Here is an 18998-nt window from a genome sequence, read left to right as displayed (position 1 = left end):
CGCGGCCGTCAGCGGGGCCGGATTCCGCTCGCCGGAGGATTGCCCGGAATGCCCGTCCGGTGTCCGCGACGGCCGCCGCGGGACCGCGACACCCGACAAGAAAGCGACACCCGCGCCTGTCGCTTCGGCGGCGGGTGTCGCTTGGGTTGAGCGGGTGTCGCTCGCGCGGGCTACTTCGCGGGGCGGAGCGGGACCGCGGCCTCCGGGGTGTAGGTCAGGAAGGTGAACGACTCGGTGAAGTACAGGTTCACTACGTCCGCGTCGTGCGAGTCGTAGCCGATCGAGACGTCCTGGCCGATGGCCAGCTCGAAGTCGCCGCCGCGGGTGCTGATCAGCACCGCGCCGCTGATGGCCGGCGCCCAGATGATCTCGCCGTCGGTGAGGATCCGCTGCAGGTGCTCGCGCACCGGGTAGCCGTCGTTGACGGTCTCGTTGACCTCGGCGTACAGGTCGGCGCTCAGGACCAGCGAGTACGGTCCGTCGACCGAACTCAGGCGCATCCGGTTGATGGCGGCGCTGACCGCGTCCGGGAAGTCGACGGCGTCGGCGGGCAGGTCGAGCGCCTCGGACGCGGCGGCCTCGGTGATCCCGGTGATACCGGCGGCGGCGAAGCCCTCGAAGACGGCGGTGTCCTCGGCGCGGGCCAGTTCGCTGGCGCCCCGGACCACCGGGTCCCAGTCACTGTCCGACGCGCCGCGGTCGACGTCGTCGATCGCCTCGCGGGTCACCGTGAACGGCACCTTCAGTTCCACCAGCGGCTGCGCCTGGCGTAGAAACGCCTGGATCCCGTCGGCGGGGGAATCGATCTTGGCACGACGGCCCCGGGTCACGGAGTCGACGTCGAGCCCGAGGGGGCCTTCGACGTCGACGACGCGCCGCGCGGCGCTGTTGCGGGCGAACGAACGGGTGGCTTCCTCTTCGATCGCGTCCCAGGCGGCGGACGAGATGGGGGCGAGTTCGCGGTGCAGATTGTTCATCGGTACTCCTGGGTTGATCGGGTAGACGGGTGTTCGGGAGGCGCCGCGGTCACCGGCGGCGGAGGCTGCCGATGCCGAGCGAGCCGTCGGCGGGCCGGACCGGTGCGGCCGGTGCGGGTTCGGCGGGCGGCGCCGGGGTGGTCGCCGGGGCCGGCGGCAGGGCGTCGAGGAAGTCGGCGCACGGTGCGAAGAACTCACAACCGGTCACCGCGGTGGTGAAGTCGAGCAGCGCGTCGTAGTTGCCGGGCGGATCGCCGATGAACATCTTCTCCAGCATGGTGTCGGTGACGTCCGGGGTCTTGGAGTACGCGATGTAGTAGGTGCCCTTCACGCCGGTGCCGGAGGCATCGCCGTACGGCATGTTGTCGCGCACGATCTGCAGCTGGTTGCCCTCGGCGTCGTTCACCTGGTTCACCGCGATGTGCGCGTTCATCGGCTTGACGTCGTCGTCCATCTCCACGTTCTCCGACTTACTGCGGCCGAAGACGTTTTCCTGCTGTTCGACGGTGAGGCCGTTCCACTTGGCCATATCGGTCTCGTAGCGCTGGACCGTGATGTAGCTGCCGCCGGCGAAGGCCGGATCGTCGGCCGGATCGACCTGGATCGTGTCGACGGCGGCCTGGCCCTCCGGATTCTCGGTGCCGTCGACGAAACCGGTCAGGTCACGCAGGTCGAAGTACCGGAAGCCGTGAATCTCCTCGATGGTGCGCACGGAGTCCCCGAAGTCGGCGGTCAGCAGCTGGCCGACCTCGTAGCAGACGTCCATCGTCTGGGCCTTGATGTGCAGCAGGATGTCGCCGGGCGTGGCCGGAGCCGTGTGCACCTCGCCCACGTAACCCTTGAACGGGCGCAGCAGTTTGGGGCGGGCGCCGGCGAACAGCCGGTCCCAGGCATCCGAGCCGATGCCGGTGACGACGGTCAGGCGCGCATCCGGATTCCGCGAACCCACCGACCGGACGCGGCCGGAGATTCCTTCCAGGGTGTCCCGGACCCGGTCCTCGCCGCCCGGTTCGATACAGAGGGTCAGAAAGATCGCGTATTTGGACTTCACGGTGAGGATGGTCTGCCCGGCTGCCATGACCCCAGCCTATCGCCAGTACGACCCGCGGAACGGCCGAGGCCGGGCAATCACTACGGATTGCCCGGCCTCGGCCGTGTCGTTGGTCATGCGTCGCGATCAGAAGAACGCGGGGCGGAAGGTGGTGGCCCAGGACTCCTTGAAACGGGCCTGCCAGTAGTCCCACCAGTGCGCGCCGTCCGGCGTGATGTGAGTGGTCAGACGCACGCCCGGCACGGTTGCGATACGCGCGATGTACAGCTGGCTCGACGTCGACGCGGCGACCTCCAGTGGCACCATCTGCGCGAACTTCACCGGGTTGAAGCCGGGGTTGCCCGGGGTCAGCGAGGAGTCGTAGCGGCTGCCGACGCCGGTGCCCGAGGACACGTAGACGCGGTGACCGGCGAGGTTGCCCGCGGTCAGGAACGGGTCGTTGGCGGCCCATTCGCCGGCGGGCCAGATGCCCCACATGTTGGTCGGGTTGCCGCCCATCTCGGCGACCGAGGCCTGAATGCCCTGGTTGAAGCCGGGCATGGTCACGGTCGGGTAGCCCGAGTACGACGCGACGGCCTTGTAGAACTGCGGGTGGCGCGAGGCCAGGTTCAGGGCCGCGGTGCCCGACATCGACAGGCCGGCGATGCCGTTGCGGCGGTTGTCCGAACCGTGGTTCTTCTTCATGTACGCCGGCAGCTCGCGGGTGAGGAAGGTCTCCCACTTGTTCAGGCCGAGGTGCGGATCGCGCTGCTCCCAGTCGGCGTAGAAGCTGCCGCCGCCGCCGAACGGAATGGCGACGTTGGTGCCCTTGCCGCGCATCCACTGCGCGACGTCGGTCTCGAGCAGCCAGCCGCTGCTGTTGTTCGGGGCGCGCAGGCCGTCGAGCAGGTACAGCGTGGGCTTGTTGTTGCCGCCCGCGCTGATGATGCAGACGGGGACCGCGCGGTGCATGGCGGCCGAGTGGACACGCTCGACGCTGCCGGGGCAGGAGCCGCGGGCCTCGGCGTGCGGCGCGACGGCGGCCGCGCCGCCGAGCGCGGTAGCCGTGGCCAGGGCGACGGCGAGCAAGCGCTTACGGGCGCTGGAGAACATAGACAATCCTTTGGCGATCTTGGCCGACGCCGGCCGCGGTCGTATCGGTGCGAAACCCCCGAAGTTTCGAGCGCGCCCCTCGGGCGTGCTTCCACAGGGTACTAGGGCCCGGGATTTCGCTCGAGTCGAAGAATAACGGACCGATAACGGCCAAGCAAAGGGCCGGACACCGCCGGACAGTGGATAGGCTGTGCGATGAGACACAGTGGTGGCGCAGAAGTTCGGGGAAGGAATGGCCGTGGGCGAACAGAGACAAGCCGATGCGATCGTCGTCGGTTCCGGGCTGGCGGGCCTGGTGGCGACCTACGAGTTGGTGCAGGCGGGTAAGCGAGTGCTCGTCGTCGATCAGGAGAACCGGAACAATCTGGGCGGGCAGGCGTTCTGGTCGCTCGGCGGCATCTTCCTGGTCGACAGTCCCGAGCAGCGGCGGCTGGGCATCAAGGACTCGCCGGAACTCGCCCTGCAGGACTGGCTCGGCTCGGCCGGCTTCGACCGCGAGGACGAGGACTACTGGCCGCGCCAGTGGGCGCGCGCCTATGTCGACTTCGCCGCGACGGAAAAACGCCAGTACCTGCGTGATCTCGGTCTCAAGTTCACCCCGGTGGTCGGCTGGGCCGAGCGGGGCGGCGGATTCGCGGACGGCCACGGCAACTCGGTGCCGCGCTTCCACATCACCTGGGGCACCGGCCCCGAGGTGGTCCGGGTCTTCGCCGAACCGGTGCTGGCGGCCGAGCGCGCGGGGCTCGTCGAGTTCGCCTTCCGCCATCGCGTCGACGAGTTGATCGTCGAGGGCCGCGAACCCGGTGCGCCGGACGCGGGCGACGGGGTGGTGGTCGGCGTCCGCGGTGCGGTGCTCGAACCGACCGACACCGAGCGCGGGACCCCGAGTTCCCGTGTCGAGACCGGGGAGTTCGAACTGCGTGCTCCGGCGGTGATCGTCACGACCGGTGGGATAGGTCACAATCACGAGATGGTCCGGGAGAACTGGCCCGTGGAGCGGCTCGGACCGGTGCCCGAGCACATGATCGCCGGCGTCCCGGACTACGTCGACGGCCGCATGCTGAAGATCGCCGAGGGTGCCGGGGCCAATCTGGTGAACCGCGACCGCATGTGGCATTACACCGAGGGCATCCACAATTGGGATCCGATCTGGACCGATCACGCGATCCGCATCATCCCGGGGCCGTCGTCGCTGTGGCTCGACGCCGACGGCAATCGGCTGTCCGCCCCGAATTTTCCGGGCTTCGACACCAACGCCACGATGAAGGCGATCCTCGCGACCGGGTACGACTACTCCTGGTTCGTCCTCACCGGCGACATCATCGCGAAGGAGTTCGCGCTGTCCGGTTCGGAGCAGAACCCCGATCTGACCGGGAAGTCGCTCACCGCCGCCGCGAAGAGCCGGCTGGCGAAGGGGGCGCCGGGACCGGTGCAGGACTTCCTGGATCACGGCATCGACTTCGTGGTGCGCGACACCCTGCCGGAACTGGTCGCCGGGATGAACGAGATCGGCCGGGGCGGGCACATCGACCTGCAGGAACTCGAGCGCACCATCTCCGCACGCGACACGCAGGTGGAGAACGGCTACGCCAAGGACGCGCAGATCATGGCGATCCACAACGCGCGCAACTACGCCGGTGACAAGATCACCCGCGTCGCCAAGCCGCACCGCATCCTCGACCCCGAGTGCGGGCCGCTGATCGCCGTGCGCCTCAACATCCTCACCCGCAAGACCCTGGGCGGGCTGGAGACCAACCTCGACGCCCAGGTGATGCGGCCCGACGGGAATCCGTTCCCCGGGCTGTACGCGGCCGGCGAGGTCGCCGGTTTCGGCGGCGGCGGCGTGCACGGCTACAACGCGCTGGAAGGAACCTTCCTCGGCGGCTGCATCTTCTCCGGCCGGGCGGCCGGGCGGGCGGTGGCGCGCCGCTCCTGATCCGGAGCGGCACGTCGAGAGGCCGCGGTCCCCGGGACCGTGGCCTCTCGACCGCGGCTACGGGCGCTCGTGCCTGCCGTGCTGGTCGGTCTCCGGGGTGTCGTAGGCCGTCGGCTCCTCCGGCGCGAGCGGTTCGCCGAAGGCGAGCGGCTCGGTGTAGGCCGCCGGTGCGTCGTACGCGGGCCGCTGGAAGACGGACGTGTCGATGACGAAGTCCTCGATCGGCACGATGACGGTCGGCTCCTCCGGCGGCAGGTCCACCGGGATCGCCGCGATGGGATTGTCCAGCGGACGGAACTCGTCGGCCGGCGCCGCCGGTTCGAGGGGATGGTCGAAGACGATGGTGTCGACGGTGTCGTCGATCTCCGGCTCGCCGCCGGGGACCGGTGGCGCCCAGTACTCGTCCGCGGCGGTCGGTGCGGCGGCGAACGCGGCGGCCGGCGCACCGGGCCCGGGTTCGGGCTGCGGTGCGGCCGCGGTCGGATCGTCGTCGACGGGCGCGGCGAGATCCGGACCGGAGCCGCCGTCCCCGCCGGTGCCGTCATCGCCCCGGCGGCGGCCGCGGAAGAGCAGCAGGCCCCACACGGCCAGCAGCAGCGCACCGACCACCCCGAGGACGATCGGCAGCGTGGTGCCGCCCAGTTTCAGCAGGCCGCGGTAGTGATCGGCGCGCTTCACCTGCTCGGCGACGGTGGTGTCGGACCACTTGAAGTCGGCCTTGAGCGCATCCATCCGGAACTCGGTCACCGCGGCGGGGACGTCGCCCGGGTCGTCGGGGGACTTGAAGTACTGGTGCTGCGCTTCGAGGCCGTCGACGATGGTGCCGGTGGCCGGCTCCACCCACACCTCGCGCACGGCCGAGGCGTACCGGTGCATGGTGACCGGGGTGTTCGGCTTGATGCCGCGGCCGGTGATGCCCCACCACTTGGCAGGCATGGTCAGGATGGTGCCCAGCGCGGCCTCACCCTGCGGATTGGGCAGGTCGGACAGATCGGTCTCGGGGACCTCGGTCTTGAAGTGGTAGACCTTCAGCCCGTCGATGGTCTTCTCGTCGACAAAGCTGGCGACGGTGTCCTGCCGGGTGTTCAGGTCGTAGTAGTAGTAATTCCGCTTCTCGACGCCGAAGCCGAACTTGTACTGGAAGCCCTTCCGGTTCTCCAGCGGCACCGAGACGTCCTTGACCGACTCGCCGTCCGCGGGCGCCTCCATCTGGAGGAAGCTCACCTTGCCGTTGGGCACCGAGGTCTTCCGGTCCACCGACACGTGGTCGATGCTCGCGGTCAGCAGACCGTCGTCACACTTGCGTTCCTCGCCGGCCGGGGCGACGCTCGGCGTCTTCTCCTGCCCGTCGGCGTCGCGGATCCGTTCCACCAGCACGGTCTGCGCGGACTGCAGCGTCGCCTGCTCGGCGTTCGACGGCTCCACGATGATCGACCGGCGCTGCTGCTTGAGGTTCACGTGCAGCTGGGCGGCCTTGGACTTGGCGATGGAGCAGCGGTCGAAGATCACCGCGGGGAAGCGGTCACCGGCGCCGCCGCTGGCGATCGAGCTCGCATCGGAGGTGATGTCGAGGTCGAGCGGGACCACCTTGAGCTTCGGCACGAGGTATGTCGGAATGGTGATCGCCGCAGCGATGCATGCGAGCCCGAGAAAGGCCAGCAGCGCCATCCAGAAACGTCTCATGTGTTCGGCTCCAAGCAGCAGGGGTCGTCGGTACGGACCACATGTGGGTCCAGACTATTAGGTCGCGGCGTTCACCGGGTCTGTCCGCCCCGGTCGGCGCGGCGGTCGCGCTCAGCTTCCTTCATGATTCCGGCCATGTAGCCGTAGATCTCCCGGTCCGAGATCGCCTTCCAGCGCGGCGCGAGGAGCTTCATGTACTTCTCCACGTACAGCAGCTGTTTGCCGACCAGCACCAGCTCACGCGGCAGCCGCGCGTCGTGCGCCTTGGCGACGGCGGCCAGCTGGCGGCCCAGATCGGTGTAGCTCATCGAGCCCATCTCGGTGGTCGAGAGCGGAACGGTCACCTTCTTCAGGTCCTCGCCGCCCTTGGCCGTCGACCCGGGCTTGTGGACGGCGCCGAGCAGGAAGATCGCCCGGCCGGCGGATTCGTAGTCCTGCTTGACGATCAGATCGACCACCAGCTGGCGCAGGATCCGGCGGGTGCGGGCGTTGAACCGCCCGACGATGCCGAAATCGAGCAGGACGAGCTTGCCGTCGTCGTCGACCAGGACGTTGCCGGCGTGCAGATCACCGTGGAACAGCCCACCGTGGAACGCCGAGTCCAGCAGGGAGAGAAGGAGATTGCGGCACAGTGCCTCGCCGTCGTGCCCGGCGGCGCGAACCGCGGCGACGTCGTCGATGCGGACCGCGTGGATGCGCTCCATGGTCATCACGCGCGCGGTGGTCAGGTCGTGGTAGACCTTCGGGACCCGCACCCGGTCGCCGAACGGCCCGGGTTGCAGGCACTCGAACCATTCCTCCATGGTGGCGGCCTCGTTGCGGAAGTCCAGTTCGGCGTTGAGGCCGTCGGCGAAGTCCTCCACCACGTGGCGGGCGCTCAGCATGCGGCCGTACTCGGACAGTTCGACGAGGCCGGCGAGTCGTTCCAGGATGGCGACGTCGGGCGCGAGCCGGTCGGCGATCCCCGGTCGCTGGATCTTGACCACCACCTCCTCCCCGGTGCGCAGGGTGGCGGTGTGGACCTGAGCGATCGACGCGGACGCGATCGGCTCGTCGTCGAAGGTCGCGAAGACCTCGTCGGCGCCCTGGCCGAACTCCTCGGCGATGATGCGGTGCACGTCCTCGGCGGACGCGGGCCGGACCCGGTCGAGCAGCGACTCGAACTCCTCGGACAGCGCCGGGGTGAAGACTCCGGGGCTCGACGCGATCAGCTGACCGAGCTTCACATACGTGGGACCGAGGTGCTCGAAGGTCACGCGCACCTCGTGCGCCACGTTCTTCTTGGTCGGCGCCTTGCCGTGGATCAGGTCGTTCGCGGTGGTCGCCAGGAACCGGCCGACCCCGAAGGCGGCGTGTGCCGCGGTGGAGGAGAATCGGGTGACCTCCGTGGCCGCGGAGACGGCCGGCAACTGCTCCCGGACGTCGTCGTCGACAGGCTTCTCAGTCATCACCGTTCCGTATAGTAGTCCGCGCCCGTGCCGATCCGGATTTTCGTGACCTGCGTCAATGCGGCGGATGCGCGACGGGCCGGTCACGCCGGCCGTCAGAAGTGCCAGGTGAAGCGATACCAGTCACCGGTCACGTGGGCGTAGCTGATGCCGCCGTCGTTCGGGTCGGAGACCGGGACGCCGACCGCGTCCGGGACGTAGGCCCAGCCGACGCTGTCGATGAATCCGCCGGGTGCGGTCGACGCGCACGGCGCCGTGCCAGGACTTTCCGCCTTCCGCGCACTCCTGCGCGGCATCGGTCAGGGTGCCGAGGGAGACGGCGAAGACCGCCCGGCCGGGTACCTCGAAGAACACCAGGGCGGTCGTCGCGACCACGATGATCGGGGCGATCAGCGTGAGCCGCCACGCCGCGGTAGCGGACGGCGCCGACGATCGCGAAGGCCAGCCAGAGGCCGCCGGCCACCAGAAGGCCGACGTAGGCGGCCAGCCAGCCGAGCAGATCGAGCCATTCGGCGTGTACGGCGAGGAGGACCACGCAGAAGACGGCGGCCAGCGCGGCGGTGGCGATCGTGGCGATCGTCCACCAGCGGGCGGCTCGGCGCTGGGACGGCACGGCGTCGGACATTGCGGTCGAGGGTAGCGAACCGGTGCACACGCGCACGCGGCTGCCGGTCTGGTCACGACGCATCAGTGCGCGGAGAGGGCACCATCGTGCCGTTTTCGATCGTGAGTCGATAACCTGGTGATCGACGTGACGAAGGGTGCAGGGCGATGAGCGGTGAGCGGCGAGCCGACCTGGTGGTGGTCGGTGCGGGCGTGGCGGGGCTGACGGCGGCGCTGACCGCGGAGGAGGCTGGGCTGCGGGTGGTCGTGCTGAACAAGGGCCGCGCGTGGCGCCCCGAGGAGCTCGAGCAGTCGACGTCGACCTTCTACGCGCAGGGCGGCATCGCGGTGGTGGAGCCGGACAATCCGGAGGACAGTGTCGGGCTCCACGTGCACGACACGCTGCTCGCTGGAGCGGGGCTCACCGCCGAGGAACCGACCACCGAGATAGTCGCCGCCGGCTGGTCCGCGGTGAATCGCCTGGTCGGCTGGGGTGCGCGCTTCGACACCGGGCCCGACGGACGCTTCCTGCGCACTCGCGAGGGCGGGCACAGCGTCCGCCGCATCATCCACGCCGGCGGCGACGCGACCGGTGCGCAGGTGCAGGCCGCCCTCGGCGCGGCGCTCGACGGCACCGGCGTCACGGTGCTCGACGATGCCCGCGCCACCGGGATCCTCGTCGCACCGGGCGGCACCGCCGCCGGGGTGGCGTACACGGGTCCCGGCGGCGACGGGGCCGTGTACGCGCCCACCGTGTTGCTCGCGACCGGCGGAGTGGGGCACCTCTACGCGGCCACCACCAATCCGGCCGGGGCGACCGGCGACGGCATCGCGCTCGCGCTGCGGGCCGGTGCCGAGGTCGCGGATCTGGAGTTCATCCAGTTCCACCCCACCATGCTGTACGTCCCGGGCGCGCGGGGACGTCGCACGCTGGTCAGCGAGGCGCTGCGCGGCGAGGGCGGGCGGCTGGTCGACGCCGACGGCGAAAGCGTCACCGCGGGCGTGCACCCGCTGGGCGATCTCGCACCCCGCGATGTGGTCGCGCGGGCGGTGACCGCCGCGATGGCCCGCACCGGCGCGCCCTGCGTCTACCTCGACTTCTCCGCGATCGCGGACTTCGAGCGCCGCTTCCCGACCGTGCTGGCCGGCGTCCGGGCGGCGGGCGTGTCCACCGACGACGGCCGACTGCCGGTGCTGCCCGGCGCGCACTACCTGTGCGGCGGCGTGGTGACCGACACGCACGGCCGCACCCGGATCGAGGGGCTGCTGGCGGCCGGCGAGGTGGCGCGCACCGGTCTGCACGGCGCCAACCGGCTCGCCTCGAACAGCCTGCTCGAGGGGTTGGTGATGGGCCGGCGGGCCGCGCGAGTCGCGGTCGCGCGCCGCGACGAGCCCCTCGCCGCCGCTCCGGTCGAGGCGCCTGCGCGCCGTGCCGCCGCCGACCGCACCGAGTTGCAGGACCTGATGTCGGCGCGGGTGGCGCTGCGTCGCGATGCGTCTGGCCTGGCGGCCGCCGCCGAGTTCCTTCGCGCCGCTCCGCTCCGGGAACAGAGCGAGCGGGCCGACACCGAGGACGCCGCCCTGACCCTGACCGCGAGCGCCGTCGTCGCCGCGGCGACGGCCCGTACCGAATCGCGCGGCTGCCACTACCGGGCCGATTTTCCGGACGCTGCGGACTCGGCGCCGTCGCGCCGCTTCCGGCTAGCCGGGGAGGAGATCGTCGCCGCCCGGTAGCGTGACCGATGCCCTGGTTGTCGGCATGTCCTACCCACTTGTCGGCCGGACTTCGTAGACTGCACCCGAGTGGGGGACTCTCGGGGCCGAGGCATGAAGTGAGGTGGAGCAGCATGGTGCGCGCTCGTTGCTGGTCGTCGATCGTCGCCGGGCCCACTGATCGTGCCGCGCTGCGGATGCCCCCGCAGTCGTCGTGGCTGCTCACTTGCGACCTGCCCGACGGGCATCCCGGATTCCATGCCAGCGACGGCGGGCGCGGTGGCACCGCCCGTCGCGCGTGGCTGCTATGGGGGGATTTCGCGCGGACCCCGCAGGCGTGCCGTGAGCTCGCCCCGTGCGAGGGCCGGTCGATCGACGCCGCGCAGTGCACACTGTTCGCCGGGCACGGCGGGATGCACCGCTTCCCGGCGCTGCGGCCGACCTCGGAACCGCTGCCGGTCTCGCCGCCCGCGCCGGAATCCCGGCCCGCGCCGCGGCCCGTGCCTGCGTCCGCACGGCCGCCCGCGCCCGCACCGCCGCCCACACCCGCACCAGAGCCGATAGCCGTGCCCGCGCCGATACCCGTGCCGCCGGCTGAAGGGGTGGAGATGACCAAACAGCACAAGGACGCCAAGCCCGGCAAGCGCCGCAAGAACAAGGACGCGCCCGCCGACCCACCGGTCGATGCCGCGTACGCGACGCCGATGATCCAGGTCAACGACTACGCGGACCTGAGCCGTACGTCGTTCATCGAGGTGATCGGCCCGGACGGACAGAGCCGGACGGTGGTGGCCCCGGTGACCTCCGCGCCCGACCCGCGGCCGCAGCCGCCGACCGTGGTGAACGGTTCCCTCGCCGAACTGGAACGGGCGACCGTCGTGGCCGCCGCGGACACGGCACTGGCCGCCACCTCGGCGGCGGTCCGGGCCGCCGACACCCTGCCCGATGAGCAGTCGCTGGTGCGCAGGCAGGTCGGTGATGCGTTGCGTGAGGTGGCGCAGGCGCTCTCGAAGCTCGCCGACAGCCTCGACCCGCAGTAGACGCCGCCAACGGGCAGACGCATTTCTAGAACGTGTTCTAGTCTGGACGGCATGAGTGGTCTGGACCTGCCCGAAATCATCTCCGTCGACGACGTTCCCGCGTTCTCCGACGAGGTCGACGTCCTCGTCCTCGGCGCCGGGATGGGCGGCTGCTGCGCGGCCCTGGAAGCCGCGCGCGCCGGAGCCTCGGTCCTGGTCCTGGAACGGTCCGCCGCGGCCGGCGGCACCAGCTGCCTCGCCGGTGGGCACTTCTACCTGGGCGGCGGCACCGCGGTGCAGCGGGCGACCGGGCACGACGACACTCCCGCCGAGATGGCGAAGTACCTGACCGCCGTCTCCCGCGACCCCGAGCACGACAAGATCGCCGCCTACTGCACCGACAGCGTCGAGCACTTCGGATGGCTGGAGGCGCTGGGCTTCGAATTCGAGCGCAGCTACTACCCCGAGAAAGCGGTGATCCAGCCGCAGACGCAGGGCCTGATGTACACCGGGAACGAGAAGGTGTGGCCGTTCCGCGAACAGGCCGCCCCGGCGCCGCGGGGCCACAAGGTGCCGGTGCCCGGCGACACCGGCGGGGCCGGTCTGGTGATCGGCCTGCTGGTGGAACGACTGGCCGAGGCCGGCGCGCAGATCCGCTACGAGACCGGCGGGCGGCGGCTGGTCGTCGACGGCGACCGGGTCGTGGGCGCCTACTGGAAAGACGTGAACGGGAACGACGGTTGTATCCGTGCCGGTGCGACGGTGATCGCGGCCGGCGGTTTCGTGATGAACCCGGACATGGTCGCCCGGTACACCCCCCAGCTGGCCGAGAAGCCGTTCACGCTCGGCAGCACCTACGACGACGGGCTCGGCATCCGCCTGGGCGCGTCGGCCGGAGCCGAACTCAAGCACATGGACCAGGCCTTCATCACCGCGCCCGCCTATCCGCCGTCGATCCTGCTGACCGGCCTGATCGTCAACGCCGAGGGCCGCCGTTTCGTCGCCGAGGACTCCTATCACTCGCGGACCTCGGGCTTCGTGATGGACCAGCCGGGAGCGAAGGCGTATCTGATCGTCGACGAGGCGCATCTCGAACGGCCCGAGTTCCCGCTGGTGCCGTTCATCGACGGCTGGGAGACGGTCGACGAGATGGCCGACGGCCTGCACCTCGACCGGGCCGCCCTGCACGCGACCCTGGACCGGTACAACACCTACGCCGCGCGCGGCGAGGATCCGGACTTCCACAAGAGCCCCGAATTCCTGGCCGCGCAGGACACCGGGCCGTGGGCCGCGTTCGACCTCACCCTCGGCACCGCGCTCTACGCCGGGTTCACCGTCGGCGGCATGTCGGTCACGGTCGACGGCCAGGTGCGCCGCCCCGGCGGGACGGTGATCGACGGCCTCTACGCCGCCGGGGCGTGCGCGGCGAACATCGCTCAGGACGGCAAGGGCTACGCCAGCGGAACGCAATTGGGCGAAGGCTCGTATTTCGGTCGGCGGGCCGGCCGACACGCGGCCTGTGCCCGGTCTTTCCCGGTGTGACCTGCGGCGTAGCCGATACACTCGGCCGGGTGCCTCCCCGTGACGCCGGCAGCCGCGCCGCCCCGCCGGAGCTGTGCCGGTATCGCTGGCATCGGTACACCGAATACGTCCGGCCCCGCATGGTGATCCCGAACGTCCTGCTGCTCTTGTTCGGCGGGGCCGTGGCCTACTACGGCGTGGTCTCGGCCGATCCTCCGGTGGTCGTGGCCGGCGTGTGCATCGGAGTCTTCCTGGTGCCCGCCTGGCTGCCCGAGCCCAGGCGCATCGACGTGATCGACGATCCGGCGGCCGGTCCCGCGGTCCGGCTGCGGCGTCTGCCGTTCCTCCTCAATCCGCTCGCCTTCCTGCTCGTCGTCGCGGTGATGCTGCTGGGTGCCGGCATCGCGGACGTCGTCGACGGCAGGCTGACCGGCGGGCGGGCCCTCGGTGCGGTGCTGACCATGACCCCGATCTTGATCGGACTGCTGGCCTGGGTCCTGTACCGGAACCGGGGCTGCCTGGTCCTCACCGATGAATGTCTCCGGACGGCCGACGGCCGGATCTGGCGATTCGGTGCCGTCCGGATCGGCACCGTGACCGGTGAGCAGGACGTCCCGCTCCTCGCCCTCGGCGACTCCGAGTCTTCGCGCCGGGGGTGGGCCGGGATGGGGGCGTACGGCGTCGACCTCAACACGATGGCATCGGTGCTGGTCGCGCTCGACGAGCGGCACGACGCGGGCCTGCGGACCCCGCCCGGGGAGATCATCGCCATGCTGACGGCGCCGCCGCCCGACCCGCTTCCGACGTTGGGCCTGGAGGCCGAGGTCTGCGTTCGGGCCGCGCGGCCGGATCGCGCCGCCGGCCGGCCGGCCGGCCCGCAAACCGCGCACATAGCCTATTCCGGACGGGTGGTGTAGGTCACGCGGCCGTGGGTGCCCGGGGGTGCGCGTGCTATCTTCGTGCCACGTTTTCCAGCAGCGGGAGCCGGACCGGCCTGCCCGTGACCTGGCGTGCCGAGTCCGACGATGTACCGGCACGTAGTGCGAGAACCGGCTCCGCCGAGCGTGCGTGCCGCATCGTGCTGCGCGCTGCGCGTCGTCGTTCCCGGTTCGCCGACGAGACCAAGGTGAAGCGAACTATGAGCACGGGAACGACATGTTGATCGGTATCCCCCAGGAGTCGAAGGCGGGCGAGACGCTCGTCGCGGCGACCGCGAAAACGGTGGCGCAGCTGCAGCAGCTCGGATACGAGGTGATCGTCGAGTCCGGTGCCGGAGCGCGGGCCGAGCAGCCCGACGACGCCTTCGCCGGGGCGGGCACCCGCATCGGTTCGGCCGACGAGGTGTGGGCGGCCGATGTCGTCGTCAAGATCAACGCTCCGACGGACGACGAGATCGCGCGCATGCGCCGCGGCGCCGTCCTCATCTCCATGATGGCGCCGGGCCGCAACCCCGAGCTGGTCGAGAAGCTGACCGATGCCGGTATCACGGCCCTCGCGATGGACGCCGTGCCGCGTATCTCGCGCGCCCAGTCGATGGACGTGCTGAGCTCGATGGCCAATGTCGCCGGCTACCGCGCCGTCGTCGAGGCCGCGCACGAGTTCGGCCGCATGTTCACCGGCCAGGTCACCGCCGCGGGCAAGATCCCGCCCGCGCGCGTCTTCGTCGTCGGTGCCGGAGTGGCCGGTCTGGCCGCGATCGGTGCGGCGTCGGCGATGGGCGCGATCGTTCGCGCCTTCGACGTCCGGCCCGAGGTGGCCGAGCAGGTCGAGTCGATGGGTGCGGAGTTCGTCAAGGTCGATTTCGAGGCGGAGAAGTCCGAGGACGGCTACGCCAAGGAGATGACTGCCGAGCAGCAGGCGGCCACCGCGGCGATGTACGACGAGGAGGCGCGCGCCGCCGACATCGTCATCACCACCGCGCTGATCCCCGGCCGTCCGGCGCCGAAGCTGCTCACCGCCGACACCGTCGCCGGGATGAAGAACGGCTCGGTGATCGTCGACATGGCGGCGGCCAACGGCGGCAACGCCGCGGGTACCGTCGCCGACGAGAAGGTCGTCACCGCGAACGGGGTGACCATCCTCGGCTACACCGATCTGGCCGGCCGGCTGGCGGCGCAGACCTCGCAGCTGTACGGCACCAACATCGTCAACCTGCTCAAGCTGCTCACTCCAGGCAAGGACGGTGAGCTGACGCTTGACTTCGACGACGTGGTGCAGCGCGGCATCACCGTCAGCAAGGACGGCGAGGGCATGTGGCCGCCGCCGCCCGTGCAGGTGTCCGCCGCGCCGAAGGCCGCGGCCGCCGACGCCGCGCCGGCCGCTGAGCCCAAGGAGCCGATGTCGGCGGGCAAGAAGGTCGGCCTGGTTCTGGTCGGCATTCTGGCGTTCTTCCTGATCAACGCCTACGCGCCGGGTCAGATCCCGGAGCACTTCATGGTGCTGATGCTGGCGATCGTGATCGGCTACTACGTGATCGGCAAGGTGGCGCACGCGCTGCACACGCCGCTGATGTCGGTGACCAACGCCATCTCGGGCGTCGTGGTGGTCGGTGCGATCCTGCAGATCGCGACCACCAACACCACCGTGCTGGTGCTGTCGACCATCGCGATCCTGCTCGCCTCGATCAACATCTTCGGTGGCTTCTCGGTCACCCGTCGCATGCTGTCCATGTTCAGCAAGGGAGCCTGAGCGACCATGATCACTATCGGAACGATCTCTGTCGCGGCGTACATCGTCGCCTCGTTGCTCTTCATCCTGTCGCTGGCCGGACTGAGCAAGCACGAGTCCGCCAAGAGCGGCCTCACCTACGGCATGGTCGGCATGGTCATCGCGCTCGCCGCGACCATCGCCCTGATGGTCGACCACTGGAACGACCTGCCGTTCGACGGCGCCGCATTCGGCAAGTGGCTGCCGATCGGCCTGCTGATCGCCGCCGTCGTGATCGGTGGCCTGGTCGGCCTCTGGCGCGCCAAGGTGGTCGAGATGACCGGCATGCCCGAGCTGATCGCGCTGCTGCACTCGTTCGTCGGTCTCGCTGCGGTCCTCATCGGCTGGAACGGTGCGATCAACGGCGTCGAGAACGTCAGCCCCGCCGACTCGGACTACGGTGCCCTGGTCGGCATCCACGCGGCCGAGGTCGCGATCGGCATCTTCATCGGTGCGGTCACCTTCACCGGATCGATCGTCGCCAACCTGAAGCTGTCGGCGCGGATCAAGTCGTCGCCGATGATGCTGCCGGGTAAGAACTTCATCAATGTCGGTTCGATCGTCGTCTTCATCGTGCTGACCGGTGTCTACGTCGCTCGCGACGTGAAGGACGACACCACCGGCTACGTGCTGCTGGCCGTCATCACGGCGGTCGCCCTGTTCCTGGGCTGGCACCTGGTGGCCTCGATCGGCGGCGGCGACATGCCGGTCGTCGTGTCCATGCTGAACTCGTACTCCGGCTGGGCGGCCGCGGCGTCGGGCTTCCTGCTCGACAACAACCTGCTGATCGTCACCGGTGCGCTGGTCGGCTCCTCGGGTGCCTACCTGAGCTACATCATGTGCAAGGCGATGAACCGGTCGTTCATCTCGGTGATCGCCGGTGGCTTCGGCATCGTCGCCGGCCCGTCCGACGACACCGACTACGGCGAGCATCGGGAGGTCAACGCCGAGGGCGCGGCCGAACTGCTCGCGAACGCCAAATCCGTGGTCATCACCCCGGGCTACGGTATGGCCGTGGCACAGGCGCAGTACCCGGTCGCCGATCTGACGGCCAAGCTGCGCGCGAAGGGCGTCGACGTGCGATTCGGTATCCACCCGGTCGCCGGCCGCCTGCCCGGTCACATGAACGTGCTGCTCGCCGAGGCGAAGCTGCCGTACGACATCGTGCTGGAGATGGACGAGATCAACGACGACTTCGGTGACACCGATGTGGTCCTGGTGATCGGTGCCAACGACACCGTGAACCCGGCCGCGTCGGAGGATCCGGGCTCGCCGATCGCCGGTATGCCGGTCCTCGAGGTCTGGAACGCCAAGGACGTGATCGTCTTCAAGCGGTCGATGGCCGCCGGATACGCGGGCGTGCAGAACCCGCTGTTCTTCCGGGAGAACACCCAGATGCTGTTCGGTGACGCCAAGGACCGCGTCGAGGACATCATCGCGGCGCTGTAGCCGGCCGGCTCAGTCGATACCGAGGGCCGCGCACCCAGCCGGGTGCGCGGCCCTCGGTAGTCTGACCACATGGGAGAGGTCACGAGGCCCGACGACTTTCTGATCGCACGCAATCCCGACGAGGCGTCGACGCTGCCGTATCTGCTTCTGATTCCAGTGGGCGACCGGGGAATCGTGCTCAAGGCACGGGACACCTGGCCGGGCGCAACCAAGGTGTACTGCCATCGTGCCGAAGGCTGGCCGGACGATCCGGAGATCGTCGAGACCGTTCCGGTCAGGTCGGTGAGCCGTCGTGGGGCGGCCATCGACCTGGTTCTCGAACGCACCCGGAAGAACCGCTCGCAGTTCGTGATCACCCGGGCCCGCGGTCGGGAGGTGATCTTCTGGCAGTCACGCCTGACCGCGAAGCAAGCGCGGCCGCAGGTTGCACTGCCGACCGCGCGTGCACACGGGGAGGTTCTGGACATCGTCGTCGACTCCGGGGAGAAGTACGCCTACGGATTCGGCCACCAGCAGGCGACGACCAGTAAGCGCAAGCTCCCGATCGGCGACTACGCGGTCTTCGACGATGACCATCTCGTGGCGGTGGTGGAACGCAAGTCCATGGGTGACCTCACCGGCAGCCTGATGAACGGAAGACTGAACTACGCGCTCGCCGAGCTATCCGGGCAGTTTCGTGCCGCGGTGGTCGTGGAGGCGTCCTACAGCCAGGTCTTCAAGCAGGAGTTCGCGGCGGGATCGGTGATCGCCGAGGCTGTCGCCGAGGCACAGATCCGTTTCCCGGCGGTGCCGATCGTGTTCTGTGACAACCGGAAGCTCGCTGAGGAGTGGGCCTACCGCTGGCTCGGTGCCGCACTGCATGAGTGGCGCCAGCGGCAGGGCACCGATGACGTCGTCGCGACGATCGCGCCGGGACCGGAGGCCTCGCCGAAGCAGATCCGGGCGTGGGCGGCGGCCCGGGGACTCGACGTTCCGGCGAAGGGTCGCATTCCCAAGGCTGTCCGTGAGGTCTGGGAGCGCCGCAACGACTGACCTCACCAGCGGGACAGTGTCCGGAAATGGCTGGTCAAGCGGTGATCGTCGATCACGTGAAAGGCCAGGCCCGGTCCCTGGGTCTCGTTGACCCACCCGGCGCCCTCGACGGGGAGATTCAGCGTGGACGCCACGCCGGGGGCGACGATCAGCGGGCGCCCGGCGAAGACGCTGGCGGCCGGCGTGTGGACGTGCCCGGTGACCACGCCGACGACGTTCGGATGTTCGGTGACCAGTGCGGCCGCGTCCGCCGCGTTGCGCAGTCGCCGCGTGTCCATCGTCGGCATCCCGATCGTGACCGGCGGATGGTGCCAGGTGAGCAGGACGTCGACGTCGCCGGCCGCGGCGATCTCGCGGCGCGCCCAGGCGAGGGTGCCGTCCGACAATTCGCCCTCGGCGCGGCCGGGTATCGAGGAGTCGAGGCCGAGGACCAGCAGATCGTTCAGGCGCAGTGCCGAGTTCACCGGCGCGATCGACGGTGTGCCGGTGAACTGAGCGGTGTAGGCGGCCCGGTCGTCGTGGTTCCCGAGAACGGCGACGATCGGGAGATCGGACACCAGGTTCGCCGCCAGTTCCGCGTACTCGGCGGCGGTGCCCTGGTCGGTCAGGTCACCGCTCAGCAGCAAGGCCGAGACGGGGGTGCCGTTCCGGCCCGTGTGATCGAGGTAGTCGAGGACGGCGGCGACCCGGTCCCGGTGCTCGGCGGTGCCGTCGAAGTGCAGATCACTGATCTGTGCGACCACGACCATCGCCGACACCACCTCGGGA

16 protein-coding genes are annotated in these 18998 nt (G+C 69.9%); 9 read left to right on the top strand and 7 right to left on the bottom strand.

Annotated features, from left to right (window positions below; all coding sequences use genetic code 11):
* Nucleotides 1-170: 170 nt before the first annotated feature.
* The 3 genes from MYK68_RS20190 to MYK68_RS20180 all read right to left on the bottom strand — a co-directional run bounded on the left by MYK68_RS20190 (nucleotide 171) and on the right by MYK68_RS20180 (nucleotide 3120).
* Nucleotides 171-977, bottom strand: coding sequence for a family 1 encapsulin nanocompartment shell protein (locus MYK68_RS20190; protein WP_247865506.1), 807 nt, complete (start codon nucleotides 975-977; stop codon nucleotides 171-173).
* Between the two features lie 49 nt (nucleotides 978-1026).
* Entirely contained in the window at nucleotides 1027-2055 is a 1029-nt protein-coding gene (locus MYK68_RS20185; RefSeq protein WP_247865505.1) for a Dyp-type peroxidase, read from the bottom strand.
* A 99-nt stretch (nucleotides 2056-2154) separates the two neighbouring features.
* A complete protein-coding gene (locus MYK68_RS20180) occupies nucleotides 2155-3120 on the bottom strand; it encodes an alpha/beta hydrolase (protein ID WP_247865504.1) in 966 nt (321 codons plus the stop codon).
* Nucleotides 3121-3352: 232 nt separating this feature from the next.
* On the opposite strand from MYK68_RS20180, the gene MYK68_RS20175 reads away from it, so the two are divergent.
* A complete protein-coding gene (locus MYK68_RS20175; protein ID WP_247868125.1) occupies nucleotides 3353-5056 on the top strand; it encodes an FAD-binding dehydrogenase in 1704 nt (567 codons plus the stop codon).
* Between the two features lie 57 nt (nucleotides 5057-5113).
* Here MYK68_RS20175 and pgfA read toward each other — a convergent pair whose 3' ends face one another.
* The 3 genes from pgfA to MYK68_RS20160 all read right to left on the bottom strand — a co-directional run bounded on the left by pgfA (nucleotide 5114) and on the right by MYK68_RS20160 (nucleotide 8483).
* Complete coding sequence (gene pgfA, locus MYK68_RS20170) at nucleotides 5114-6739, bottom strand: cell envelope lipid trafficking protein PgfA (protein WP_247865503.1); 1626 nt, start codon at nucleotides 6737-6739, stop codon at nucleotides 5114-5116.
* Nucleotides 6740-6810: 71 nt separating this feature from the next.
* Nucleotides 6811-8187 (bottom strand): ABC1 kinase family protein, encoded by a 1377-nt coding sequence (locus MYK68_RS20165; protein ID WP_247865502.1) that lies wholly within the window; start codon nucleotides 8185-8187, stop codon nucleotides 6811-6813.
* A 95-nt stretch (nucleotides 8188-8282) separates the two neighbouring features.
* The gene (locus MYK68_RS20160) at nucleotides 8283-8483 is read right to left on the bottom strand and encodes a hypothetical protein (protein WP_247865501.1); all 201 of its coding nucleotides are present in this window, start codon (nucleotides 8481-8483) and stop codon (nucleotides 8283-8285) included.
* 80 nt (nucleotides 8484-8563) lie between these two features.
* Here MYK68_RS20160 and MYK68_RS20155 point away from each other — a divergent pair, with 80 nt between their 5' ends.
* From MYK68_RS20155 to MYK68_RS20120, 8 genes are all read left to right on the top strand, one after another.
* Nucleotides 8564-8827 (top strand): hypothetical protein, encoded by a 264-nt coding sequence (locus tag MYK68_RS20155; RefSeq protein WP_247865500.1) that lies wholly within the window; start codon nucleotides 8564-8566, stop codon nucleotides 8825-8827.
* A gap of 131 nt (nucleotides 8828-8958) precedes the next feature.
* Nucleotides 8959-10524: an L-aspartate oxidase gene (gene nadB / locus MYK68_RS20150; RefSeq protein WP_247865499.1), complete on the top strand. Its 1566-nt coding sequence runs from the start codon at nucleotides 8959-8961 to the stop codon at nucleotides 10522-10524.
* A gap of 113 nt (nucleotides 10525-10637) precedes the next feature.
* A complete protein-coding gene (locus MYK68_RS20145) occupies nucleotides 10638-11543 on the top strand; it encodes a hypothetical protein (protein WP_247865498.1) in 906 nt (301 codons plus the stop codon).
* Between the two features lie 51 nt (nucleotides 11544-11594).
* Nucleotides 11595-13064: an FAD-binding protein gene (locus MYK68_RS20140; RefSeq protein ID WP_247865497.1), complete on the top strand. Its 1470-nt coding sequence runs from the start codon at nucleotides 11595-11597 to the stop codon at nucleotides 13062-13064.
* Nucleotides 13065-13093: 29 nt separating this feature from the next.
* Complete coding sequence (locus tag MYK68_RS20135) at nucleotides 13094-13960, top strand: hypothetical protein (protein ID WP_247865496.1); 867 nt, start codon at nucleotides 13094-13096, stop codon at nucleotides 13958-13960.
* Between the two features lie 238 nt (nucleotides 13961-14198).
* Nucleotides 14199-15731 (top strand): Re/Si-specific NAD(P)(+) transhydrogenase subunit alpha, encoded by a 1533-nt coding sequence (locus MYK68_RS20130; RefSeq protein WP_247865495.1) that lies wholly within the window; start codon nucleotides 14199-14201, stop codon nucleotides 15729-15731.
* A 6-nt stretch (nucleotides 15732-15737) separates the two neighbouring features.
* A complete protein-coding gene (gene pntB, locus MYK68_RS20125; RefSeq protein ID WP_247865494.1) occupies nucleotides 15738-17198 on the top strand; it encodes a Re/Si-specific NAD(P)(+) transhydrogenase subunit beta in 1461 nt (486 codons plus the stop codon).
* 69 nt (nucleotides 17199-17267) lie between these two features.
* Nucleotides 17268-18230 carry an ERCC4 domain-containing protein gene (locus tag MYK68_RS20120; RefSeq protein ID WP_247865493.1) on the top strand — a complete coding sequence of 321 codons (963 nt, stop codon included), beginning with the start codon at nucleotides 17268-17270 and terminating at the stop codon, nucleotides 18228-18230.
* A 2-nt stretch (nucleotides 18231-18232) separates the two neighbouring features.
* Here MYK68_RS20120 and MYK68_RS20115 read toward each other — a convergent pair whose 3' ends face one another.
* A complete protein-coding gene (locus tag MYK68_RS20115) occupies nucleotides 18233-18979 on the bottom strand; it encodes a metallophosphoesterase (protein ID WP_247865492.1) in 747 nt (248 codons plus the stop codon).
* Between the last annotated feature and the right edge of the window lie 19 nt (nucleotides 18980-18998).

It is taken from the genome of Gordonia sp. PP30 (assembly GCF_023100845.1).
Taxonomy (GTDB): Bacteria; Actinomycetota; Actinomycetes; order Mycobacteriales; family Mycobacteriaceae; genus Gordonia.
The sequence above is the reverse complement of the archived record's forward strand: the minus strand, read 5'-3'. Positions and strand labels throughout refer to the sequence as shown.